We start from the raw sequence: 24,917 nt of genomic DNA, 5'->3' as shown, positions 1-24,917 counted from the left end.
AGTGCAAAAGTGATTAAATTTAAAAAGCCACCCAATTTCTGGGTGGCAAATTTAGCTTATTAGCCATTTCTTTTCTTGATAATCTCTTCACTAACGTTCTTTGGAACTTCTTCGTAGTGATCAAACTCCATTGAGTATGTAGCACGACCTTGTGTTTGAGAACGAAGATCAGTAGAGTAACCAAACATAGACGCAAGTGGGCAAAATGCTGTAACGATTTTATTACCACTTCTTTCATCCATTGAGCTGATTTGTCCACGACGCTTATTAAGGTCACCAATAACATCTCCCATATATTCCTCTGGAGTTTCAACCTCAACCTTCATCATAGGCTCAAGTATAACGGCACCTGCTTTTTTGGCACCCTCTTTAAAGCCCATTGAAGCAGCTAATTTAAACGCCATCTCAGAACTATCAACTTCGTGGTAGCTTCCATCATATAAAGTAACTTTAACATCTTCAACCGGATAACCAGCAAGGATACCATTTTGAAGTGCTTCTTGGCAGCCTTTTTCAACAGCTGGAATGTATTCACGAGGAACAACTCCACCTTTAATGTCATTAACAAACTCAAATCCACCACCTGGTGCAAGTGGCTCAATGCGTAAGAATACATGACCATACTGACCACGACCACCTGATTGCTTAGCATACTTATACTCTTGTTCAACTGATTTGCGTATAGTTTCACGGTAAGCAACTTGTGGCTGACCAACCTCAGCATCAACTTTGAACTCACGAAGCATACGATCAACAATAATCTCAAGATGAAGCTCACCCATACCAGAAATAATAGTCTGACCACTCTCCTCGTCTGTTCCAACTCTAAAGCTTGGATCTTCTTGTGCTAGTTTTTGTAAAGCAATTGCCATTTTTTCTTGATCAGCTTTAGTTTTTGGCTCAACTGCAACGCTAATAACAGGATCAGGGAAGTCCATTCTCTCAAGTATCACTTGATCTTTTTCACTTGAAAGAGTATCGCCAGTTAAAGTATCTTTAAGACCAACTATAGCACCAATCTCACCAGCATGCAATATTGAAATTTCCTCACGCTTGTTTGAGTGCATTTTTAGCAAACGTCCGATTCTTTCTTTTTTACCTTTTGTTGAGTTGTAAGCATAGCTACCACTCTCTAAGCTACCACGATAAACACGAACGAAAGTCAACTGTCCAACAAATGGATCTGTCATAATTTTAAAAGCAAGACCAGCAAATTCACCATCATCTGTGCTCTCAACATTTACCTCAGTACCATCTTCATACTCGCCTCTAATGGCTGCAACTTCATCAGGTGCCGGAAGATAATCAACTACCGCATCAAGTAGTGGCTGAACACCCTTGTTTTTAAATGAAGTACCACAAACCATAGGTATAATGCTCATAGATAAACAACCAGCTTTAATACCCTTTTTTATTTCATCAATTGTTAGCTCTTCGCCTCCAAAGAATTTTTCCATCAAAGCATCATCTGTTTCAGCAATAGCTTCAATCATTTTAGCTCTATACTCTTCGGCTTTATCTTTTAACTCAGCTGGAATTTCTCTCTCTACAAATGTTGTGGGCTTACTTTCATCTTCCCAAACAAGTGCTTTCATGGTAACTAAATCAACTACACCTTTAAAAGTATCTTCAGCACCAATAGGGATTTGAATAGGCACTGGATTTGCTTTTAATCTATCTTTGATTTGTTGCTCTACATTGTAAAAATTTGCACCAATTCTGTCCATTTTATTTACATAAACCATTCTTGGAACGCGGTACTTATTTGCTTGTCTCCAAACAGTTTCAGATTGAGGCTGAACGCCACCAACTGAACAAAATACAGCAACAGCACCGTCAAGAACACGCATAGAACGCTCAACTTCGATAGTAAAATCAACGTGTCCTGGAGTGTCAATTAGATTAATTTGATGATCTTTCCAAAAACAAGTTGTAGCAGCAGAAGTGATGGTAATGCCACGCTCTTTTTCTTGCTCCATCCAGTCCATAGTAGCAGCACCATCATGCACCTCGCCAATCTTGTGGCTCATACCAGTGAAGAATAAAATTCTTTCACTCGTAGTAGTCTTACCAGCATCAATGTGAGCTGCAATACCAATATTTCTCACCATATGTAGTGGGGTTTTTCTATTTGCCATCTTAGCCCTTTCTTACCAGCGGTAATGTGCAAAGGCTTTGTTAGCTTCTGCCATTTTGTATGTATCTTCTTTCTTCTTAAATGAAGCACCTTTTGAATTTGCAGCATCAAATAGCTCATTTGCTAATCTGTCTATCATGGTTCTTTCGCTTCTTTTTCTAGCAAAAGTTATAATCCAGCGAATAGCAAGTGCTTGTTGGCGTGCTGGGCGGACTTCAACCGGAACTTGATATGTGGCACCACCAACACGACGTGATTTAACTTCAAGAATTGGCTTTACATTTTCAATAGCGTCATTAAATACATCTATGCCTTTTATGTCATTGCCCTTTTTTTCTATCGCCTTGATAGCACCATACATTATCTCTGTAGCAACACTTTTCTTGCCGTCATACATCAATGAATTAATAAATTTAGTTATTACTTTGTTTGCATAAATCGGATCAGGTAAAACTTCCCTTACAGGGGCTTTTCTTCTTCTCATTTTATTTCCTTCAAATTTCTTAGAATTTTACTCAAACACAACCAAACAAGGGCGTGTCTGCGAACCTATTATTTTACTTTTTTGCTTCTTTAGGGCGTTTAGCACCATATTTAGAACGTGAAACTGTTCTTTTTGCGACACCAGCAGTATCTAAAGCACCACGAACAATGTGATATTTAACACCTGGTAAGTCTTTGACCCTACCACCGCGAACTAGCACGATGCTGTGTTCTTGCAGGTTGTGACCTTCACCGCCAATATAACTAATAACTTCAAAGCCACTTGTTAGCCTAACTTTGGCAACTTTTCTCAAAGCAGAGTTTGGTTTTTTAGGAGTTGTTGTATAAACTCTAGTGCAAACTCCTCTTCTTTGAGGACACTCTTTTAACGCAGGGGATTTTGATTTTACAATCACTTTCTTGCGTTCTTTTCTGACCAATTGATTTATGGTTGGCACAGTAATTCCTTTCAACTAAATTTAAAAAAGACCTAATTTTATTTAAAAATAGCTTAATAACTTCTTAGTAAATACACTTTAAGCACCAATATTTTTATTGCTATTTATAGATAATTTACTAATCTAATTTAAAATTTATGAAATTTTGTGTAAAATCTGCGTTTTTATAATTCAAAATTTTATGGTGATAGATGACATTTTTTTCAGCCGAGTTTGCAATCATATTTTTATGTTTTTTTTGTATATATTGGCTGATTAAAAACAGCTTTCGTTTGCAAAATTATTTGATTTTGTTTTTTAATTACTTCTTAATATACACTTTTAGTCCATATTTTACATTCGTCGTGCTGTTTCAAACCTGTTTTGTGTCGTATTTTGGGTTATTTATTCACTACAAAAAATCTATTAACGCCCTATTTTCGGCACTATTTTTCACATTAACATATCTTTGCTTTTTTAAATACTACGATTTTATATATACTGATTTTAAAAATATTTTAGAAATTCTAAACTTTGAAATTCTAGCCAAAAATTTAGACATAGTATTTCCGATAGGCATATCATTTTACACATTTGCATCAATCACTTATTTAGTTAGCATACAAAAAAAAGAGCTTAAACCAGCTAAATTTATTACTTTAGCATGTTATTTATCATTTTTTGCAACACTTTTGGCTGGTCCCATTGCTAGAGCTTCGTTTTTGTTACCACAATTTGAGAAAAAAAGAGTATTTAAAAATGCCGACATTATATATGTTTTATTATTTTTTGGGATTATTAAAAAAATTTTAATCGCAAACTATTTACATGGATATGTTGGAGGAGTATTTAGCGATCCAAACGAGCACAATATGCTAAAAGTAATAACTGCCGTATATCTGTATGGCGTGTGGCTTTATTGTGATTTTAGTGGATATATTGATATTGTAACCGCTCTTGCTCTTGCGATCGGATTTACCTTGCCGATTAATTTTAACATGCCTTATGCTTCACTAAATTTAAAAGAGTTTTGGGCTAAGTGGCATATAAGCTTAAGCACATTTATTAAAGACTACATATATATCCCACTAGGAGGCAATAAAAAGGGCTACTTTTTTACGCAAATTAACGTAATTATCGCTTTTGCACTCTCTGGCATTTGGCATGGGGTTGGTTTAAATTTTCTAATTTGGGGGCTAATGCATGGAGTTGGCATAAACATACTAAACACTATGCAAAAATTTCGCATCAATATCTCATCTAAAATGCCGCATTTGTCGATGTTTATAACATACAGCTTTGTAAGTATCGCGTGGGTGTATTTTGATAGAGATGAGATAAGCGAAGCAAACAATGTAATCTTAAGTATGTTTAATACAACACATCCTATAACAAACCACGACATAATGCTGATTTTTGCACTAATAATTTTGTTTTTTATCTACCCAAAAACAAAAAATATAAAAGAGATTTTAATAAATTTTCTAGCCGTTACCCCAGCCATTTTTAAACCGATAGTTTTTAGTTTTATTTTAGCATTTGTGTTTGCCATCATGCCTGATGGAATTCCTGATTTTATATACTCGAGTTTTTGATGTTTAGATTTATTTTTACTATAATTTTTACGATTATCATCACATCTTACATCATGCAAAAACCACTACAAACGTATTTAGGGCAAAAATATAATGATGACTTTGGACTAACAAAACTCACGCAAAACCCTCTGTTTAAAAAAGGTGATGAGTTCTACTCATATCTTAAGGTTAAATTTAAAAACGAAAATTTAAAACTAAGCGATGAAAATACAACGGAACAAGCGTCTAAGCCTTTACAAGAAATTTCAAATGAAAAAACAGCTGAGATACTAGCAATAAAACTAGATACCAACAAAACAGAACAAAGCACATCTAAAATTTCAACCATACAAATAGATACCAACAATACAAAACAAGATGAAATTTTAGTATCAATACCAGATGAAATCAATCTAAAAATTGGCGATGAAGTGCTATTTATAGGCGATTCAATCATGAGAAATATCGCCATTGCTTCTAAGAAATTCTTAGCAACAAAAGAGATAAAGGCAATTGACATTAGCAAACATAGCACAGGACTAATCAATAAAAATTACTACGACTGGAAAAGTGCAAGCAATGAAGCACTAAGGAGCAATAAGAATATAAAACTAATGGTTGTTTTGTTTGGTGCAAACGATACATGGGGTAGAACAATAGATGGAAAATATCGAGATTTTAATACAACAAAATGGACCGCACTCTATCAAAAACGCATACAAGAGATATATGACGTAGCAAAAAATAATAAAACAGATGTTTTGTGGCTTGGTGTTCCATGTATGAAAAAAAGCGATTTTGATGATAAAATGGCTACTTTAAATATTATCTTTGAAAATTCAGCAAAACTACACAATAAAAATTACATCAACACAAAAGAGATAATTTGCCCACAACAAACCTACGCCACACACATCACAAATGACAATAATAAAAGCATAAAAGTGCGTGAAGGCGATGGCATACATCTTAATTATGAAGGCGGTAAGGCTGTGGCTAAAAAAATATTAAGCAAGATAAGAATAGATGAAAACTCTACAAAATAGTATATTTTTTGCACTCATTTTAATGCTTTTTTATGGTTGTAATATCTTGCCATATCCAAAACAAAATCAAACATTTTCAGCCATATTTTTAGGTGATTCTCACATAGCTACTGACGATATGGCAAGTGGTTTTAAAAACGAACTTTTTGACAAAATCAACTCACCTGGCTTTGCCACCGCCCTACTTCCAAAATACCATCTAAATAGCGAAATTTCATATCAAAATAATGGATTTGAGATACTTAATTCACAAAACAATAATAATGCGAAAAAATATGGCTTTTGCGGCGTAAATGCACTCGCAAAAGATTCTGGGGCAAGTATAGAACTAGACGCTAAAAATTTCAACACTTTGTTTAATTTTCAAATCTCATTTATTGGAGATATAAGCATTATAGATGACACCAAAAAAAGCTATAAAATTTCAAATAACACACAAAATTTTAAATCTGAAAGCTTAAAGCTAAAATTTCCTATAAAAATCATAGCAAACAAAAAAAATACAACAATTTCAAACTACAAAATCACGACAAATACCCCAATATACGTAAGCTCATGCGGAATAAATGGTGCTAGTTCAGGGCTTTATAAAAAATGGCAAATCAATAAAAATGATCTAAACTACGATTTAGTGGTAATCGCATATGGCACAAATGACGCTTTTAATGACAATCTTGACGAAGCTAAATTTTATCAAAATTTAAAAGAGCTAATAACAATAATAAAATCAGCAAATAAAAATGCTAAAATTTTACTTCTTTCTCCGCCACCAACACCAAAGCCAAAATTTACAAATGTAAAAAACATGATAAAAAAATTAGCCAAAGACGAAAAAACACTATTTTATGATATAGAAGATTTCATAAATAAAACAGGCTCAAAAACTAAATGGATAGAACAAGGCTTGTCGCAAAAAGATATACATCTAACAAGGCAGGGCTATAAAAAAGTAGGCGAAAATATAGCAAAAACTTTAAAAAATAAAATTTTAAAATAATCCGCCAAAGCCATAGCCTAGACGGACTTAAACTAACAATTATAAATCTTTTTATGTTTGGTTATTGCTTCAGATATAGCACTTTTAACATCGGCTTCATTTTCAATAAATTTATCGTGAGTATTAGCTAAAATGCTATCCATATTTTTCTCAACATAGCTTGTATCAAAAAATCCACGCCTAAACTCACGCGATTTACTAATGGCTAATAAAAATGGAATGATTGTCTGAACACCCTCAATTGTAAATTCCTTCAAGGCTCGTTCTAATTTATTAACAAGCAAATCATAATCTGTTGCTTTTACCATGAGCTTTGCAATCAAAGAGTCGTAAAATGGTGGTATCTCATAGTCTTTATAGGCGTGACTATCCACTCTAACAGATGGTCCAAGTGCAGGATAATAGCCTGTGATTTTACCAGGCGCAGGTATAAAATTTTGCCTAACATTTTCAGCCGTAATTCTTGCTTCTATCGCGTATCCTTGCGGTCTTATGTCGCTTTGTTTTAACTCTAAAATTTCACCAGCAGCCATTCTGATTTGACGCACAACCAAATCAACACCAGTTATCTCCTCTGTAACCCCATGCTCAACTTGTATGCGAGTATTCATCTCCATAAAATAAAAATGATTATCATCATCTAACAAAAACTCGATCGTTCCAACATTTGAATATCCAACAGCCTTTGCTGCCGCAACAGCCGTAACACCCATCACCTTACGCAAAGCCTCGCTTATAGAAGGACAAGGTGCTATCTCTATAATTTTTTGATGGCGTCGCTGGATAGAACAATCACGCTCGCAAAGATGTATGATGTTTCCATAATTATCGCCTAGTATTTGAAACTCAATGTGTCTAGGATTGACAACGAGTTTTTCCATAAAAACTTCATCATTGTTAAAATATGCTTTTGCTTCACGCTTACAAGAGTTGTATGCGTCTTCAAGCTCATCTTCATGATAGACCTTGCGTATGCCACGTCCACCACCTCCACCACTTGCCTTTAATATAACTGGATAGCCGATACGAGCGGCATGTTCTTTTATTTTTTCAATAGTTTCATCATTTAACTTTTCGGTACCAGGAACTATTGGCACACCATTTCTTTTCATAAGATATCTAGCGATATTTTTATCACCCATTTTGCGTATTACATCAGATTTTGGACCAATAAATATCAATCCGCTATCTTCAACCAACTTTGCAAATTCATAATTTTCACTCAAAAAACCATATCCAGGATGTATGGCATCTGCTCCACAATCAAGTGCGATTTTTACTATATTTTTAGCATCAAGATAGCCTTTTATAGGATCAGTCCCTAACATATGTGCTTCATCAGCAACCTTGACATGCAAACACTCCTTATCAGGCAAAGTATATATAGCAACACTTTGTATATGCAAATCCCTACAAGCCCTAACCACTCTAACCGCTATCTCTCCACGATTTGCGATTAAAATTTTACGTATCATCCCTGCCCCTTTTTAAGGTTATTTTTGTATCAGCAAATAGTTTTTTTGAAGAATTTTCATAACTTTACAAACTCTCTCATCACTCATGTCTAGTTCATGCCCAGCATCTATTTTAAGTGCTATTTGTATCTCGTCTTTGCTTAGCTGTATTTTTTGATTTAATTCATTTGCCATTAAAATAGCTGGGTTGTCATTTTCGTAAAAGTATTTTAAATACTCTTTGATTTTTGGTTTAAGTTTTACATTTTTGATTTTTACATCTTTTAGCTCATATGTTGTTAGCCCAACATTTAAATCAAGCATAAGTTCTAAAAATGCAAATAGAGCTTTTTGCAAATCATACTCTTTAAAATCCATTATATTTTGTGATTCTGGATATTTGCTATAAATTTTCTCATATATATCATAATACTCAGGATTTAACTCGCGATCTTTGATATAAAATTTATTGTTTTGTTTTTTTATGTCCGCTATAAAATTTAATTTAGCAAATTCATTTACGCTTATATCTATATCAAAATCCTCAACGCCTTCAAGAATATCTTTGTGCATGATTAGACTTTTTCTAAAAGAACGATTTAACATAAAATCAAGCATTTGCTCTTTATCAACTCGTTTTTTATAGTTCTTATTTAAATGGGCATCAAAGCGATATACTCCTATTTGACTTTTAAAAATGTCATCTAAACTACTATCAAGAAGATAGCAAAGCCCAACTTTGTCAATTTTGTTAATAAAATCCTTAAAATAAATAGGATCATTGTGTGTTTCTAAAAACTCATGCTGGATATAGTAGTCGTTTTTGTTGTCTTTGGTGATATTTTGTAAAAAATTTAATTGTGTTAAAAGTAGCTTTTGCGTATCTCTTAGCGTTGGATCTAGCTTATCTTGCAAATTTGTTTTTAAGTAATCTTGCAAAAACTTCAATTCATCTTTTGCTTTTTGCAAACGAATACCTGGCGCTTTCTCGTCTTTACTTGTAAATAGCATATACTCCCTAAGCAAAGAAAAGATACTCCATCCAGGCATTACATTATATGATACATAAGCTATTCCATTTGGATTTAAAACAGCCTTAATGAGTGCCAAAATACTATTTTTAACATTATCTCTAACCCAGCTATAAAGTCCGTGTGCGATAATATAATCAAATTTGCCAAGCATTTTGATATCATCAGAATTTAACGAAAGTATATCTTTTTCAAGTAGTTTAAAATTAGTAAGTCCTATATTTTTTGCTATCTCGTTGCCGCCATTTACCTGCACACCAGATATATCTATCCCGACAACATCAGCATCTGGATAATGTAAAGCAAATGGCATTATGTTGCCACCATAAGCACAACCAAGCTCTAAAATTCTCGCATTTTTCAAAGGTGCTGGATTTAGATTTAAAAGTTCGCCTATAGCATTTAATCTAATTGGCGAACTATCTGTAAATGCTGCAGAAAAATACGGTGCTTCGTTATAATACTCTCGTTCTTCAAACATCTTAAGCCTTTTTGTTTTTGTTATTTTAGCGAAATTTTAAGTATTTAACGGCATATAATTATCTTTTTTTTAAAACATACAAAAACTCATTTACATACGTGTTGCGTCCGCTAAGATTGCGACCACCGCGAAACGTATTATACCGCTGTTTTAAAACATTTAAATTTCCAAATTTGCTTAAATTTGATATAAAACTCTCTTCGCTTATAAAGCCTTCTGAATTAAATGAGATAAGCACAAAACGTGCTTTTAAATCATGAATTAATTCAAAAAATGCATTTTTTGCCTCTTTTTTTTGGTTATACACAGAACGATTCCAGTCTTTTGATATGCCAGACACCTTTGAAATTTCACTTGGACGTTCATTTTTGGCTATTAAATTTAGCATAAAATAATTTGAACCATAAGGATGCTGATTATATGGTGGATCAAGATAGACCAAATCCATAAAATCAAGCCTTTTTACAAGGGCATTTGCATCATCTTGATATATCTCGTAAGGCACAGTGTAGTTTGAAAAAACAGGAGATTTTAACGTAATATCTGCTGTAATGCGAGTAAGTGCGTTTTTTGCCTCTCCACCAAACTGACCTATGCCTTGTTTGTTTTTATAAAAGCCTTTAAAAACACCACTTGTATTTGTCTTACTACTAGCTTCATATAAAAGTGGTGCTAAAAAAAACTTTTGCATATCATGCGAAAGAGTATCAATAAAATCTCTAGCAGTATCTATAAACATAGCATTTTTACGCGTATAAAAAACACGCTCATCTTGCATGATGCAATCATCATCTTTAGGTGCGTAAAGCTCAGTTATAAAGCCTTGTTTTAAATTTTCATTTATGTGTCTTGCGTATCTCTTGGCTAAAATTTTTAAGCTTTTTTTTAACTCATCATCAGAATTGGCCAAATAGCACTCATTTATTACCTTTGAATAAAATTCTAAATCATTTGCAATCAAAAAACTTGAGTGTTGCTTTAAAAACCTAGCAACTACACCAGAGCCACTAAACAGATCAACTGTGTTTAATCTATCCTTTTTAAGCTCATCTTTTGCCTGAAGCACACCCTTGTTTATTAATCCTAAAAGTGTGCGCTTATTGCCAAGATATGTTAAAATTTGCTCTTTTAAATATGCTCTATTTTCAGCCATTTTTCTTTGCAAATTCTCTCATAAAATCAGCTAAATTTTCAACATCTTCTAAACTTACAGCATTATAAATTGAAGCCCTAATCCCACCAAGAAGCCTATGCCCCTTTAAACCTATCATATTGTTTTTAGCCGCTTCATCAACAAAGCTCTGTTCTAGCTTAGAATTTACGATATTAAAACTAACATTCATGAGCGAACGATGATTAGTTTGTGCATGTCCTTTATAAAAACCTTGTGAGTTATCTATAATATCGTAAAGCAAATTTGCTTTTTTTATATTTAGCTGATTTATCTTATCTAATCCACCATTATCAAGTAGCCACTGCATATTTAAATCAAGCAAATAAATTGCAAAAGTCGGAGGTGTATTATATAGGCTTTTGTTTTGTGCATGAGTTTTATAGCGTAAAAATGTCGGAACCCTATCATCCATAACACGCTCAATTAATTCTTTTTTAATTATCACAATTGTCACACCACTTGGACCTGCATTTTTTTGTGCCCCACCATATAAAAGTGCGATATTTGAAAAATCAAGTGGTTTTGAGAAAAAATCACTACTTGCATCTATAACAAGCGGAGATTTTGTCTTAGGCAAAATTTTGTATTGTGTGCCGTATATTGTGTTATTTGAGCATATGTAGGCATAATCTGCCGTATCGCTAAAATTTACATCAGGGATATGTGTAAAATTTTCATCTTCACTTGTTGATACTACACGAACATCTACGCCTATTTGCTTAGCTTCTTTTATAGCTTTTTTGCTCCAAACACCAGTATTTACATACTCAGCCACTCCGCCTTGATATAGATTGTAAGGTATCATTGCAAACTGCAAATGAGCCCCACCCTGTAAAAATAAAATCTCATAACTATCATCAATGCCGTAAAGTTTTCGTATCTTATCCATCGCACCAAAATGTATCTCTTCATATGTTTTTGAGCGATGACTAATCTCCATTATCGAATAGCCCTCATTTTTATAATTTACAAACTCTTCTTGTGCCTTTTTAAGCACCTGAATTGGCAAACCAGTAGGTCCTGCACTAAAATTTATCTTTCTCATAAAAATGCCTTTAAATTTTTGATAGATTATACATTGTTTTTTATTAGAATTTTATTTATATTGCAGTGCATATTCTACGGCTTCAAAGGTATTTTTAAAAATTTTATCATTTACTTTGGATAGCTTAGCTTCATCATTGTATCCACATAGCACAGAGAGCGGAATAACATTTGCATTAATAGCCGACAAAACATCAAGAGTAGTGTCACCTATCATAAAAGTATTGGCTCTTGAGATTTTATTGTCTTTATTTAGATTGCGAAGTGCTAAATTTATAGGCTCAGCATGTGGTTTTGGATTTATAACATCATGTCTTCCAACCAATGTTTTAAAGTATTTTAAAATCCCTAAATGCTCCAAAAGATCTGGCAAAACTTTTGAGCCTTTTGTAGTAACTACTCCCAAATCAGCAAATTCGTTTGCCTTTATTATGGCTTCTTTTGCATATTTTAAAAGCGTAGTGTGCTTTAGATAAATAGTATGATAAAAATCCCTATAAGCATTAAAATAACTATCAATCATGTGACTTTCTACACCAATTTTTAAAAATATATCTTCTAAAGTATAACCAATCAACGGCTTGATATATTCGTGATTTACTGGGGGTTTGTTATGAAATTTAAATGCGTAATCAAAGCTTTGCAATATAGCTACACTAGCATCTATAATCGTTCCATCAAGATCAAAAAGAATAGTTTTTTTCAAAATTTAACCAAGAAAGAGTAATTGCAAAGCAAAAGCCCTGCAATTACTAGTAAAAAATTACTTACTAAAAGTTGCTTCAACGCGTCTATTAAGAGCACGACCTTCTTTAGTTTTGTTATCAGCTACCGGTCTTAATTCACCGTAACCAACTGTGCTAATTTTATCAGCATCAACACCATAGCCTTTTAGTGTCTCAGCAACAGCGTTAGCTCTTTTTTCAGATAGTTTTTGATTATAAGCTTCTTTGCCTACACTATCAGTGTGACCAGCTAGAACCACTCTATAATCTGGGTTTTCAGACATAAAGTCAGCTACTTTTTTGATTTCTTTAGCATAAGCATCACTAACTTTGTAGCTATCAAATGCAAAATTTACACCCAAATCTCTAAGAACAATAACTTTTTCACATCCATGCTCATCAACAACCACACCAGCTGGAGTATTTGGACATCTATCTAACTCATTTACAACACCATCATTATCATCATCTAGTGAAACCGGTGCTTCTGCTACAGCTGGAGCAGCTACAACTACTGGAGCTACATTTTTAGCACCAAGACCTATACCAAAGCCTAGTGTATAAAAGAAGTTGTGATCTGCGTGTTCAAATTTAATAGCGTCTCTTGCTTCTAATTTAAGAGCAAAATTCTCAGCTACTTGATATCTTAAGCCAAGACCATACTGACCAAAACCACCATCTTCATTTGCAACAAAAGTTGAACTTAAGTCTTCATAACCAACACCAACTAAACCATATAGTCCAAGATTATCAGTAAAATCAAAAATGTTTTTAACAGCATCGATATGGTATCTTAAAGCACGACCATTTCTTGTTGTTCCATCAACTGTTTCTCTTGCTTTGCGAACATAATCAACGCCTAGTTGAATTTGATCTATAAATACACCTTCAAGATTTTTAGCAACATTTAAACCTAGATTTAGCTGATCTCTATTAAAATCCAAGTTACCTTCAGTTCTAACTCCACCAATTGTCGGAGTAACCTCATAGTTGTATGCTGCATCTACAGCAAATAGTGAGCTAGCTGCCACCAAAGCAATAGCAATCTTTTTCATTGCGAATCCTTTCTTTTTTAATTTTTTGTAAAAACAAGTTACAATTATAACAAAATAATAGTAAATATAAATTAAATTTTTTAAACTTTATACTATTGTAATTTTCGATTTTTTACGCTCAACTACGCTACCAACTACGCTACTAAACTCATATCCAACGTCTTTTAAGCGATATACTGCACGCTGCACATCACTTTCACAAATTGCAAACAAAAGCCCACCTGATGTTTGTGCATCATAAAGCAAGATATCCGCATCACCATTAACATCATTGCTTGTGTATTCTTTGTTTTTATAAGTTCCACCAGGAATAATTGACATACTTGATAATCTTTTTGCCACTTGATTTACCGGCACATCATTAGCATATATTTCAAAAGATATGTCACATCTACTCATCTCGCTAAGATGCCCCAAAAATCCAAATCCAGTTATATCAGTGCAAGCATTCACTTGTATATCACTCATGGCATCAACAGCATAAAAATTTAACTGAGACATTATATCCACAGCCTGTTTTATCTCGCTTAATTCAAGCATATCAGACTTAATTGCCGTGCTTAATACACCTGTGCCAAGTGGCTTAGTTAACACCAACACATCGCCAACTTTTGCGGTATTATTTGCCCAAAATTTATTAGGATTAACCACCCCTGTTACACTTAGCCCATAATACATCTCAGGCGATTTTATGCTATGACCTCCAGTTATCATACCACCACACTCAATTACTTTGCTAAGCCCACCCTGCATTATCTCGTCTAAAATTTCACTATCAAAATTACAGCTATCAAAGCCAACTATATTTAGTGCATTTATTACTTTAGCACCCATTGCAAAAACATCACTAAGTGAATTTGCAGCTGCAATTTGCCCATAAATATACGGATCATCAACAACTGGCGTGATAAAATCAAGCGTCTGAACCAACGCTATTGTTTCATTTATCTTAAACACACTTGCATCTTCATTATTGTTAGTGCCAGTTAGTAAATTTTCATGATTTATTTTAAGCAAACTAAGTGTTTTGTTTAAACCACACGGGTCTAGCTTAGCCGCTCAACCAGCTGATTTTACATATTTGGTAAGATTTTTATTATTGTATATCATGATTTTCTCGCTGATTGTTTGATTTTAAAGACCTTTTTGCTTTATATCTAACTTAATTGCTTCGTTATCCATTATGCCAATTTGGCTATTTTGTATATCCATGGCGATCTGTTTGGCTTCGTACAAAGAGTGCATTTTATACGAACCACACTGATACTTATTTAACTCTGGTATATCAGCTTCACTTTTGACATTTAATATGTCTGTCATCGAAGCCATCCATGCATCACGCACACGTTCTGGCTCAGGTGTGCCTATTAAACTCATATAAAAGCCAGTTCTACAGCCCATCGGTGAAATATCAATAATCTCAACTCCAAAGCCATTTAAATGATCTCTCATAAAACCAGCAAATAAATGCTCTAAAGTGTGTGTGCCTTTTTCTGGCATCATCGATACATTTGGTCTATAAAACCTTAAATCAAATACACTTATATCATCACCCTTTGGTGTTTTCATGACTTTTGCAAGTCTCACAGCTGGTGCTGGCATAATAGTATGATCTACGCAAAAACTATCAAGTAGTGGCATATCTGTCCTTTAAATTTTTTAAAATTATACATATTTTTATATAAATAAAGGCTTTTAATACATGTTAAATAAATTTACTTTTCTAGCACTCTATCCGTTTGACCGTCTAAAAACAGCTCTTTAAAGCGCTTATTAGCATAGTCTTCAATATCTCGTTGAAGTTGTTTGTATGCATTTATTAGTTCATATGCTTTTGGTTTTAATGTCGTGCCTGACGCCTCTCCGCTACCTTGCTTTGACATAGTTAGCTCTTCGCCCATATTTTTGCTAAGAATTTGCAAATGACTCCAACATTTTTTATAATTCATTCCTAAAATTTCAGCCGCTTTTGAAATAGAGCCAGTCTGAGCTATCACTTCAAGGACCTCAGTTTTTCCCTTGCCAAATAGCAAATCTCCATCGTTATTTTCAATCCATGTTTTTGTTTTTACAATCATCTTTTTCCCTTTTTTCTCTTTAAAGCAACCAAGTTGGCAAAATTTCACATCTATACTATAATCCCTTAGTGTCGAACGCACCTGCTTTAAACCTATGCCATCGTTAGCTATATCTCTTGCATCCTTGCAACTTATTCTGCCTTTTTCATCTAATTTTTGTTTTAATGTTTTGCTTGTAACAAAATTGCCAAAACCAATGGGTAACTTGCCAAATTGCCCCAACTCACAAGCATCAATTTTGACTTTTAATTCATTTGCCACATCACCAACCAAGCCTATATCTACGCCTAATTTTTTAGCGATTTTAAACGCAACTCCACAATCTAAACGCCCTTTATTATTCTTAAATTTCAAAATATTTTGTGCTATGATTTCACGCATATATACGCTCCGCACCACTATATACGTTTAAATTTTCACCTCTAGCAAATCCGCAAAGTGTAAGATTAAATTTTCTTGCAATCAACACACCCAAACTAGTCGGTGCTGTGCGTGATACTAAAAGCGGGATAGAGTTCATCACGGCTTTTACGACCATTTCAGAGCTAAGCCTACCGCTAACCATCAAAAATCCGCTATTTAAATCAGCACCACCAAGCACAGCTTTGCCAATAGCTTTATCTATAGTGTTATGCTGAGCTATATCTTCGCCAATATAAAATTTATCACCTATAAAAAGCTTTGCCGTATGAACACAACCTGTTTTTTCATACAAATCACACTGAGTATAAAACTCACTCATCTGCTTTGAAATCTCTCGTCTTTGAAATTTCATATCACTTTGTATCTTTTTTGCATCTAGGCTTTGCAAGTCTATATTTGCTGTAACACTTCTGCCACATCCACTTATAATAATACCTTCAGAGTTTAGATTATTAAGTGCTTTTTGGTTTGCCTTTGCAATTATTTTTACGCTTAGAGTTTTTTCATCAAACAAAGCATCTAATATATCTTTTGGATTTGTTATAATATTTTCGCTTAATAAATAACCTATTGCAAGCTCAGTCAAATCTGTAGGAGTTGCCATCATGGCACCTATTTTGACATCGTTTAGTAAAATTTCAAGCTTTATCTCTCTTACTAAAATATCATCTATAGCAAAATTTTCGTCTGCTTTATATTTTGTAATTTGAGTAGTAAAAATTGGTTGCATTTTTTTGCCCTAAAAATTGGGCTTTGAAATCAAAGCCCTTTAAATTTTATAGTTTTGGATATACTTTTTCGTATTCTGATACGCCAATTTCATTCTTAGAAACTAGCTCATTATACCAATGATGATGCAGTATATATACCTCTTCTTCTTCTTTATAGCCATGCACCATAGACCATATTGCACCGTGAATTGCAATGGCTGCCATATAAATATGCACCAAAAAAAATACTGCACAAAGTATGCCTAAAACATTATGAATAAGTGCTGAAAGACGAAGTAGATCAATCTGAGAAATCCCAAACCAAGTTGCCACAGCAGGTTCTTTAAAATCTAAAAAATACATGGCAGCACCGGTAGCTATCATCACTATACCGCCTGGTATAGCTATCCAATACCACGCCTTTTGACCGGCATTAAATTTACCAGCTGGAACAGGGCGTTTCTTTTTTGAAAGATATCCGCCAACTATAAGCATCCATTTTATGTCATAAACAGCCGGCAACATTCTTTTTGTCCATGCAAAAAGCATTGGTAAAACCGAAATGGCAAACAAAATAGTAGCTATACCGTGAGAATCTTTGGCTAAACGAACAAATGAACCCCCACCAAATGTCGCTCCCCACATCATAATGATACCTGTTGGAACTAATATCATCCAAGATACTGCAGCAAGTCCGTGAGACAAACGCTCAACTATATTAAAAGCATATACCTTTTTGCCATCATGGCTAAAATGCTTTGGTCCAATAGCCAAAAAATGAAGCGTAAATGCTATAATTACTGCTATAACTGCACCCAAAACACAATATGCAAAGACGTCATTGCCCTGCAAATACGTCCATAACTCACCCAAGCCACCCTCGTATCCAGCTATGTTTTCTATCCTGTCTTTTGCCCATACATTACTATCAAATTGTGGCTTTCCATCTGGCAAATGAAGTCCATAAGCACTCAAAAAACTTAAAAATATTAGCATCGCTCTCATAATCTATCCTTTTTATAGTATGCTATCTTCCATGTTGGTGTATCTTTTAAATTTTTAACACCATAGCCTCTAGCATTGACCCTATTTTGATAAATTTCTTCGATGATATCACTTTCGCCAACTAACAATGCCTTTGTAGAACACATCGCAGCACATACAGGCACTTTGCCTTCAGCTATACGATTTTGCCCATATGTTTCAAACTCGTCGTGAGAATTTGTATCTATATTCACGCCACCAGCACACATTGTGCATTTATCCATACTGCCCTTAACACCAAAAGCCGTATCACGCGGAAATTGCGGAGCACCAAAAGGACAAGCATATAAGCAATATCCACAGCCTATACACATGTCTTTATCATGAAGCACAACTCCATCAGCACGGATATTAAAACAATCCACCGGACAAACCAACGCACACGGAGCATCTTCACAGTGCATACATGCAATTGATGTTGAAATTTCCTTGCCAATTTGTCCTTCATTTAAAGTAATAACACGGCGACGGCGTATGCCAATAGGTAGTTCATGAGCCTCGTCACAAGCTACTGCACAACCGTTGCAATCAATACACCTATCATCATCGCAATAAAATTTTAATCTCGTTATAGTTTCTTTCATGATTATGCCTTTTCAATCCTACACAAACCGCCCTTAGTTTCAGGTATTTGTGTAACTATATCATAGCCGTAGTTTGTAACTGTATTTGCACTCTCACCTATTGCATAAGGCTTGGTTCCTTCTGGGAAATTTCCGCTCATATCCACGCCCTGCATAACTCCCGTAAAGTGAAATGGTAAAAATATCATATCAGGCTGAACAGATGGCACTATACGAGCTTTTACCTTTATTTTTGTGCCTTCCGGCGAGTGTATCCATATCATATCGCCATCATTTAACAAGTGCTGTTTGGCTAACTCTGGATGAATATCAGCAAACATCTCAGGTGTCAATCTGGCCAAATACTTACTAGCACGCGTTTCCATACCAGCACCACTCATATTTACCAAACGTGCTGTTACTAAATTTATAGGGAATTCTTTTGAGAAATTTTTACTTAGTTGCAAGCTCTTATACTGAGTATGCACCCTATAATGATTTGGCTTATCTTCAAAGCTTGGATATTTTTCAACCAAATCCTGACGTGGCGAATGAATAGGCTCTCTGTGAAGCGGAATTTGATCTACAAACGTCCAAACAACCGCTCTAGCTCTTGCATTTCCATACGGAGCAATGCCTTTTTGCATACATTTTTCAGCGATTATGCCACTATCGTCTGTAGCCCAAGATGCACCCATTTTCTCGCGCTCTTCATCTGTTAGAGTGATTCCTAAAACCGCTTCAATATTAGCTTTTGTTATCTCTGGATAGCCATCATTTATCGCCCCATCAACTGGTGCACTACCTTTGGCTGCTAATTGACTAACACCATTATGCTCTAAACCAAAACGATTTCTAAAACCCATACCGCCACGCACAACAGGTGTGTCTATGTCATACAATATAGGACTTCCTGGATGATTTTGGGTCCAGCAAGGCCAAGGCAATCCATAATATTCACCCTCAACTGGCGTTCCAGGCTTACCAAGCAGTGTTTTTTCATCAAATTTATCCCAATGTTCTTGATGACGCTTTAATCGCTCTGGCGTCCAGCCTGTTAGACCGATTGATTTTACTATACTTGCTATCTCACGAGTAGCGGCTTCTGGCCACTCTATATTGCCGTTTTCATCACGTATTGTGCGAGTTAGTTCATCGTAAAAACCAAGTCTTTTGGCAAGTTCAAATAAAATTTCATGATCTGGCTTGCTTTCATACATTGCATTTGAAATTTTACTTCTCCATTGTCCGCTTCTGTTTGTAGCCACAACGGTTCCACTATTTTCAAACTGTGAGGTTGCTGGTAGCAAATAAACGTTATCTTTTTTATTTGTAATAATTCCAGCTTCATTTACAAAAGGATCAGCCAGAACAAGCAATTCAAGTGCATCTAAACCCTCTTGAACTTTAACTTGTTGTGCTGTTGAAGTTATACCATTGCCAATTACAAAAAGTGCCTTTAGACTATCTCCAGCATTTTCTATAGCGTCATTGCCATCTTTACCATTTAGCGAACCAGCCCACCAACGAGCAAGTGTAAATCCTGGCTTAAACATCCACTCAGGCTTTACAAAATTTCCTTGCAACCACTCATAATCAACCTTCCACATCTTAGCAAAATACTTCCATGTGGTTTCGTTTTTAGCGTAGTATCCTGGCAAACTATCTGGTGCATTTGCCATATCGCTAGCACCTTGGACATTATCATGCCCACGAAGGATATTGCATCCTCCGCCACTTTTGCCCATGTTGCCAGTTACGAGCTGTAAAATTGAAGCAATACGTGTATTTGAGCTACCTATTGTGTGCTGAGTAAGCCCCATAGCCCATACAACACAGCCTGGTTTATTTGTGGCAAAAACTTTTGTAATTTCATAAAGCAAATCCTCGCTCACTCCGCATACATCAGCCACTACTTCTGGCGTCCATTTTGATGCTTCTTTACGAATTTCATCCATGCCATAAACGCGATCATTTATAAATTTCGTGTCTTCCCAACCATTTTCAAATATAATATTCATCATACCATACATGAATGGTATATCTGTGCCTGGTCTAATAGATGCGTAATAATCAGCCTTTGCTGCGGTTCTAGTATAGCGTGGATCTACAACGATTAATTTTGCACCGTTGTTCTCTTTTGCTTTTAAAAAATGCCTAAAACCAACAGGGTGATTTACTGCTGGGCTTGCCCCAATTATAAAAATAGACTTTGAGTTTTGGATATCTCCAAGATGGTTTGTCATAGCACCATAACCCCATGTATTCGCCACACCGGCGACTGTTGCACTATGTCAAATTCTAGCTTGATGATCTAAGTTGTTTGTCCCAAACATCGCAGCAAATTTACTAATATAGTAACTTTGCTCATTGCTGTCTTTGGCAGAGCCTAGAAACATTACTTGTTCTGGATTTTTGTCTCTATATTTTTTAAGCTGTGTTGCTATTTGGTCAAATGCTTCTTCATAACTTATACGCTTCCATTTGCCGTTTTGTTTGACCATCGGATATTTTACACGGCAATGTGAGCGAACCATATCGATTACATCACTACCCTTACAGCAATGCCCACCAGCACTAACTGGATGATCTTGTGCCACTTCTTGACGCACCCATACACCATCTACAACCTCGCCAATAACACCACAGCCCACAGAGCATATCGAACATATAGACTTAACCATTTTTGAGCCTGGATATGGTTTTGCAATTTCGCTTTTATCAGCTTGTCTTGTAAGAGAATTAGCACCGATACCAATTACACCAGCGGTCGTTCCTAAAGCTGCCATTTTTAAAAACGAACGTCTTCCAACGTGCGTTCTTCTAGAAACTTCGCTCATTTTAACTCCTTTCTAAATTTTAATTTTACATGAAATTTAATTTGCTTGCTTATAATAAAATTCCCATGTTTTTGTTCTCTCATATAACACATCCTTGTTTTTTTGTGCTTTTTTGCCCTTATCATGAGCTACAGCAGATGTCGCCACTACGGCACTTACTGCACCACCTACCATTAGTTTCTTTAAAAACTGTCTTCTGTTTGTTGTTTGCATCAACTCACCTTTCTTAAAATTTACACAAAATTTTATCGTCTAAATTTTTATTAAATTTATAAATACTTCTCATGATAGCATCTCTTTTTCAGCTTTTCTTTTGGCTCTATTTATCTCTCGTCTTAAAGCCTCAGATCTAGAAATACCATCATAAGCCTTTGTCTGTTTTTCATATGCCGGCTTTGAAAGATTGTAATTTAATCTTTCAAACTCAATAAATGTTGCTAAGATATTTGATATATCTTTGTAAATTTTCGCATTTGCATGAGAATAAAGCATATCATTAAACTCATCAATGTAAGGATTTATAATCTGAGCAAATAACTCTTTTGTTATACTTTCATACTCTTGTTTATTATTAATTTGCCTATCAATAAAATCCGCCATTAAAGCAAAAACAAAACCTATATTGTCCTCGTTTTCCTTAAACACATTCTCATCACGTCTAATATCTGTATTGTGAATAAGTTTTTTTATCATCACAACCATTCTACCAGCACTATAGCCCTCATCGTAATATGAAAAAGTATTATGCATAGGTCTTGGTGGTGCATGAAAAATATCGTCATATTCATCTGAAATTTCTTGTGGATTAAAATTTGCAAGTAAATTTTGACAAGATATTTGTGAGAGCTCGTCAAGAGGCTGAGAATTTATAAGCTCAAGCATCTCTTTAGCGTCATTAAATCTAGTGATATCATATGTAAATGCAAAAAATTTTGAAAACATTAAATAGTATATTTTTCTGGCATTTAGCACACTTATGTCATTGTTTTCATGCATTTTTGCTCCTTATTTTAAATATTTATTAAAATATCACTAAATAGCCATAAAATGGTGTATTCTAAGCTAATTTGGATAAACTCTATCCAATTTTTACTTAGCATTTTCAAGGCTAAAAAAATCAAATATTTTTTTTAATTTAAACTTAAATATTCCTGAAATGCATAATAGTTATTTCATCTTATTTTTTAAATTTTTAATCTAATTTTTGTTATAATTTTTAGTTGTAAAATTCAAAAAGGATTAAATATGCAAAAACGAATCAAAATCGTAGCAACCATAGGACCAGCAAGTGATAATATAGAAATAATTAAAAATTTAATAAATGCTGGGGTTAATGTATTTCGCTTAAATTTTAGTCATGGCACACACGAATATCATGCACAAAACATAGCCAAAATCAGAGAGGCACAAGCACAAACTGGTGTGCGTGTGGGTATATTGCAAGATATTTGCGGACCCAAGATTCGAGTTGGCAAGATACAAACACCTTTTGAATTAAAAATGGGCGATAGACTAGATATACATAGTGAGCAAATAGATGGCGAACAACTAAGCCAAGCACACTATAAAACATGCATAAATCAACCGCAAATCATACCAATGCTAAAAGTTGGCGAATACGTATATCTATACGATGGCAAAATCCGTGCCAAAGTGGTAAAAACAGAGCAAGATATGGTGCAAACTGTCATAGAAAATAATGGAATATTAAGCTCAAATAAAGGCGTAAATTTCCCAAATACCAAAATCGGCATAGAGGTAATAACACAAAAAGACAAACTAGATATGGAATTTGGAGCTAAACATTTGGTTGATTACGTGGCTATTAGTTTCGTTCAAGATGCAAACGATATATTAAAAGCCAAAAAAATCCTTAATGAGCTAAATTCAAAAGCAAGGATAATTGCCAAAATAGAAAAATTTGATGCAGTCGAAAATATAGATAGCATAATAGATGTAAGCGATGCTATCATGGTAGCTCGTGGCGATTTGGGCATTGAAGTGCCATATTACGAGGTACCAACTATACAAAAGCTAATCATCAAAAAAGCCAACGCAAAAAGCAAACCAGTCATAACAGCAACACAAATGATGCTTTCGATGGCAGAGAATGAAAGTGCTACAAGAGCAGAGATATCTGACGTGGCAAACGCCGTTTTAGACGGAGCAGATGCTGTTATGTTAAGCGAAGAAAGTGCCGTTGGCATCAATCCTGTAGCAGTTGTACAAGCCATGAATAACACAATCATTCAAGCACAAAAAATATATCCATATAATAAATTTGATGAGTTTGAATTCTTCGATGAGACAGACATGGTAGCATCATCAGCAGCAGCATTAGCATATCGCATTAAAGCAGATGGGATAATAGCCATAACAGGCTCTGGAAAATCAGCCATAAAAATAGCTAGAAACAGAGCTAATATAGATATATTTGCCGTAACTCATGATCCGCAAATTGCTGGTTCACTAGCACTTGCTTGGGGGGTAAATTCTGTAAATTTTACTCTACCAAAATGCGACACTATCTCAGAATTACTAACTAAAATGATAAAACAAGCTGTCAAAAACGGCATAATTGACATAGAAAAAACCTATCTAGTTACAGCGGGTTTTCCAACCGGAGTAGAGGGTAGCACGAACTTTATGAGAATTCTTAAAAAAGAGCAAATAAATCATTATCTAAGCATATAAAAAGGGTTAATCCCCTTTTTATACCTAATCATCTAAAATTAACTTCAAAGATGCCATGATGCTCTTTACAAAATTTGCCAACACAAGTGCAAAATTCTAAAAACAACTATCAATTTTGTGGTAGTGGCAAGTAAAACAAGATAGGTTTGTTTCTTGTGTTTTAGCACTCTCTTTGAGAAAACAAGCGAAGCACTTTTTGCAAAGCAAAAATGTTTCCCTGAAAACAAGCGAAGTGCTCAGCATAGCCGATGTTTGTTTTTGTGTTTTAGTCTCTCAAACTCAAAGAATAAGAGTAGCAACCAAAGCCAAGCGATGATAAACGCAGTAAAATAGGCTTCTTGAGTGCGACAGCATGAAACAGAGCAAATACAGCTTGTTTGCTACTATCTGCGTGACATCTTTATCACGCATTATTTGCTTTAAAATAGCTTTATCAATTTTAATTCTTTGCTAAAAATTTACTTGCTTTTTCACGCTCTTTTGCCATTAATGCAGAGTTGCTTAAAAATTTTGCAGCTTTTAAATCAGCCAAGCACTTTTTGAAAAGCAAAATGTTTTAAAATTCTTTAAATTTGTTTTGGGAATTCTTAAATGATGGGTATGTTTTTGATGGTTTGGTTTTTAACTTCGCTTCGCTCGTTACAAGATGATAGCTTAAGTCGCTATCCCTATGAAGAACTTCGCTTCGCTCGTTACAATAAACAGATAAAAGTCACACAAACAACATTAAAAATTTTAGTTTTATTTGTTGCTATTTACTTATCACAAAAAATTGAATACTAAAAGTAAAATTAATATTATGTATAGCTTAAGGCAAGTTTTAAATAATTTAGATATTTTGTTAAATACAAAATAATATATAAAAGCTTTACTTGTTTGTAGTATATAAAACTGGGCTTAAAAAACCTTATAGGTTTTACCTAA

The 24,917-nt window shown here is 34.5% G+C and carries 24 protein-coding genes and 1 pseudogene; 5 read left to right on the top strand and 20 right to left on the bottom strand.

The genetic code is table 11. The features are described from left to right. Positions 1-59: 59 nt before the first annotated feature. The 3 genes from fusA to rpsL form a co-directional block, all read right to left on the bottom strand. Positions 60-2,138 (bottom strand): elongation factor G, encoded by a 2,079-nt coding sequence (gene fusA / locus LQU93_RS03735; RefSeq protein ID WP_229932549.1) that lies wholly within the window; start codon positions 2,136-2,138, stop codon positions 60-62. A gap of 12 nt (positions 2,139-2,150) precedes the next feature. Further along, on the bottom strand, positions 2,151-2,621 hold the full coding sequence (gene rpsG, locus LQU93_RS03730; protein WP_229932548.1) for a 30S ribosomal protein S7: 471 nt from the start codon (positions 2,619-2,621) through the stop codon (positions 2,151-2,153). A 73-nt stretch (positions 2,622-2,694) separates the two neighbouring features. Next, positions 2,695-3,078 (bottom strand): 30S ribosomal protein S12, encoded by a 384-nt coding sequence (gene rpsL, locus LQU93_RS03725; protein ID WP_063998572.1) that lies wholly within the window; start codon positions 3,076-3,078, stop codon positions 2,695-2,697. Between the two features lie 191 nt (positions 3,079-3,269). On the opposite strand from rpsL, the gene LQU93_RS03720 reads away from it, so the two are divergent. From LQU93_RS03720 to LQU93_RS03710, 3 genes are read left to right on the top strand one after another with little or no spacing between them, the layout of a single operon-like run. Beyond that, the gene (locus tag LQU93_RS03720) at positions 3,270-4,652 is read left to right on the top strand and encodes an MBOAT family O-acyltransferase (RefSeq protein ID WP_229932547.1); all 1,383 of its coding nucleotides are present in this window, start codon (positions 3,270-3,272) and stop codon (positions 4,650-4,652) included. Then, positions 4,652-5,680 carry an SGNH/GDSL hydrolase family protein gene (locus LQU93_RS03715; RefSeq protein ID WP_229932546.1) on the top strand — a complete coding sequence of 343 codons (1,029 nt, stop codon included), beginning with the start codon at positions 4,652-4,654 and terminating at the stop codon, positions 5,678-5,680. The genes LQU93_RS03720 and LQU93_RS03715 overlap by 1 nt, the downstream gene beginning before the upstream one ends. Then, a complete protein-coding gene (locus LQU93_RS03710) occupies positions 5,661-6,677 on the top strand; it encodes a GDSL-type esterase/lipase family protein (RefSeq protein ID WP_229932545.1) in 1,017 nt (338 codons plus the stop codon). Before LQU93_RS03715 ends, LQU93_RS03710 begins: the two co-directional genes overlap by 20 nt. 32 nt (positions 6,678-6,709) lie before the next feature. Here LQU93_RS03710 and LQU93_RS03705 read toward each other — a convergent pair whose 3' ends face one another. From LQU93_RS03705 to LQU93_RS03635, 16 genes and pseudogenes are all read right to left on the bottom strand, one after another. Continuing rightward, positions 6,710-8,152 carry an acetyl-CoA carboxylase subunit A gene (locus LQU93_RS03705; RefSeq protein ID WP_229932544.1) on the bottom strand — a complete coding sequence of 481 codons (1,443 nt, stop codon included), beginning with the start codon at positions 8,150-8,152 and terminating at the stop codon, positions 6,710-6,712. 18 nt (positions 8,153-8,170) lie between these two features. Beyond that, the gene (locus tag LQU93_RS03700; protein WP_229932543.1) at positions 8,171-9,643 is read right to left on the bottom strand and encodes a class I SAM-dependent methyltransferase; all 1,473 of its coding nucleotides are present in this window, start codon (positions 9,641-9,643) and stop codon (positions 8,171-8,173) included. 58 nt (positions 9,644-9,701) lie between these two features. Continuing rightward, positions 9,702-10,796: a DNA adenine methylase gene (locus LQU93_RS03695; protein WP_229932542.1), complete on the bottom strand. Its 1,095-nt coding sequence runs from the start codon at positions 10,794-10,796 to the stop codon at positions 9,702-9,704. Beyond that, positions 10,789-11,862: a phosphoserine transaminase gene (serC, locus tag LQU93_RS03690; protein ID WP_229932541.1), complete on the bottom strand. Its 1,074-nt coding sequence runs from the start codon at positions 11,860-11,862 to the stop codon at positions 10,789-10,791. The genes LQU93_RS03695 and serC overlap by 8 nt, the downstream gene beginning before the upstream one ends. A gap of 51 nt (positions 11,863-11,913) precedes the next feature. After that, entirely contained in the window at positions 11,914-12,567 is a 654-nt protein-coding gene (locus tag LQU93_RS03685; RefSeq protein WP_229932540.1) for an HAD family hydrolase, read from the bottom strand. Between the two features lie 57 nt (positions 12,568-12,624). Beyond that, a complete protein-coding gene (locus LQU93_RS03680; RefSeq protein ID WP_229932539.1) occupies positions 12,625-13,641 on the bottom strand; it encodes an OmpA family protein in 1,017 nt (338 codons plus the stop codon). Between the two features lie 87 nt (positions 13,642-13,728). After that, a complete protein-coding gene (gene selD, locus LQU93_RS03675) occupies positions 13,729-14,751 on the bottom strand; it encodes a selenide, water dikinase SelD (RefSeq protein WP_229932538.1) in 1,023 nt (340 codons plus the stop codon). A gap of 24 nt (positions 14,752-14,775) precedes the next feature. Beyond that, positions 14,776-15,282 carry an S-ribosylhomocysteine lyase gene (luxS, locus tag LQU93_RS03670; RefSeq protein ID WP_229932537.1) on the bottom strand — a complete coding sequence of 169 codons (507 nt, stop codon included), beginning with the start codon at positions 15,280-15,282 and terminating at the stop codon, positions 14,776-14,778. Positions 15,283-15,356: 74 nt separating this feature from the next. Further along, complete coding sequence (locus tag LQU93_RS03665; protein ID WP_229932536.1) at positions 15,357-16,100, bottom strand: winged helix-turn-helix domain-containing protein; 744 nt, start codon at positions 16,098-16,100, stop codon at positions 15,357-15,359. Then, positions 16,093-16,872 (bottom strand): formate dehydrogenase accessory sulfurtransferase FdhD, encoded by a 780-nt coding sequence (gene fdhD, locus LQU93_RS03660; protein WP_229932535.1) that lies wholly within the window; start codon positions 16,870-16,872, stop codon positions 16,093-16,095. Before fdhD ends, LQU93_RS03665 begins: the two co-directional genes overlap by 8 nt. 46 nt (positions 16,873-16,918) lie before the next feature. After that, positions 16,919-17,848: a formate dehydrogenase subunit gamma gene (locus LQU93_RS03655; RefSeq protein ID WP_229932602.1), complete on the bottom strand. Its 930-nt coding sequence runs from the start codon at positions 17,846-17,848 to the stop codon at positions 16,919-16,921. Positions 17,849-17,853: 5 nt separating this feature from the next. After that, positions 17,854-18,480 (bottom strand): formate dehydrogenase FDH3 subunit beta, encoded by a 627-nt coding sequence (gene fdh3B, locus LQU93_RS03650; RefSeq protein WP_229932534.1) that lies wholly within the window; start codon positions 18,478-18,480, stop codon positions 17,854-17,856. A gap of 2 nt (positions 18,481-18,482) precedes the next feature. After that, complete coding sequence (locus LQU93_RS03645) at positions 18,483-20,996, bottom strand: formate dehydrogenase subunit alpha (RefSeq protein WP_336245576.1); 2,514 nt, start codon at positions 20,994-20,996, stop codon at positions 18,483-18,485. A gap of 6 nt (positions 20,997-21,002) precedes the next feature. Continuing rightward, a pseudogene (locus LQU93_RS10025) lies at positions 21,003-21,299 on the bottom strand (twin-arginine translocation signal domain-containing protein); the annotation flags it as partial. 36 nt (positions 21,300-21,335) lie between these two features. Further along, positions 21,336-21,512 (bottom strand): twin-arginine translocation signal domain-containing protein, encoded by a 177-nt coding sequence (locus LQU93_RS03640; protein ID WP_229932532.1) that lies wholly within the window; start codon positions 21,510-21,512, stop codon positions 21,336-21,338. Between the two features lie 69 nt (positions 21,513-21,581). Next, on the bottom strand, positions 21,582-22,295 hold the full coding sequence (locus tag LQU93_RS03635; RefSeq protein ID WP_229932531.1) for a molecular chaperone TorD family protein: 714 nt from the start codon (positions 22,293-22,295) through the stop codon (positions 21,582-21,584). Between the two features lie 249 nt (positions 22,296-22,544). On the opposite strand from LQU93_RS03635, the gene pyk reads away from it, so the two are divergent. Continuing rightward, positions 22,545-23,993 (top strand): pyruvate kinase, encoded by a 1,449-nt coding sequence (gene pyk / locus LQU93_RS03630; protein ID WP_229932530.1) that lies wholly within the window; start codon positions 22,545-22,547, stop codon positions 23,991-23,993. 279 nt (positions 23,994-24,272) lie between these two features. On the opposite strand, the gene LQU93_RS09935 is transcribed toward pyk, so the two are convergent. Further along, entirely contained in the window at positions 24,273-24,404 is a 132-nt protein-coding gene (locus LQU93_RS09935; RefSeq protein ID WP_268250041.1) for a hypothetical protein, read from the bottom strand. A gap of 180 nt (positions 24,405-24,584) precedes the next feature. Here LQU93_RS09935 and LQU93_RS03625 point away from each other — a divergent pair, with 180 nt between their 5' ends. Beyond that, positions 24,585-24,776 (top strand): hypothetical protein, encoded by a 192-nt coding sequence (locus LQU93_RS03625; protein ID WP_229932529.1) that lies wholly within the window; start codon positions 24,585-24,587, stop codon positions 24,774-24,776. Positions 24,777-24,917: the final 141 nt, after the last annotated feature.

The sequence above is a fragment of the Campylobacter majalis genome (genome assembly GCF_905120465.1).
GTDB lineage: Bacteria > Campylobacterota > Campylobacteria > Campylobacterales > Campylobacteraceae > Campylobacter_A > Campylobacter_A majalis.
Note: the sequence above shows the minus strand (reverse complement) of the source record. Positions and strands in the feature narration are given on the sequence as shown.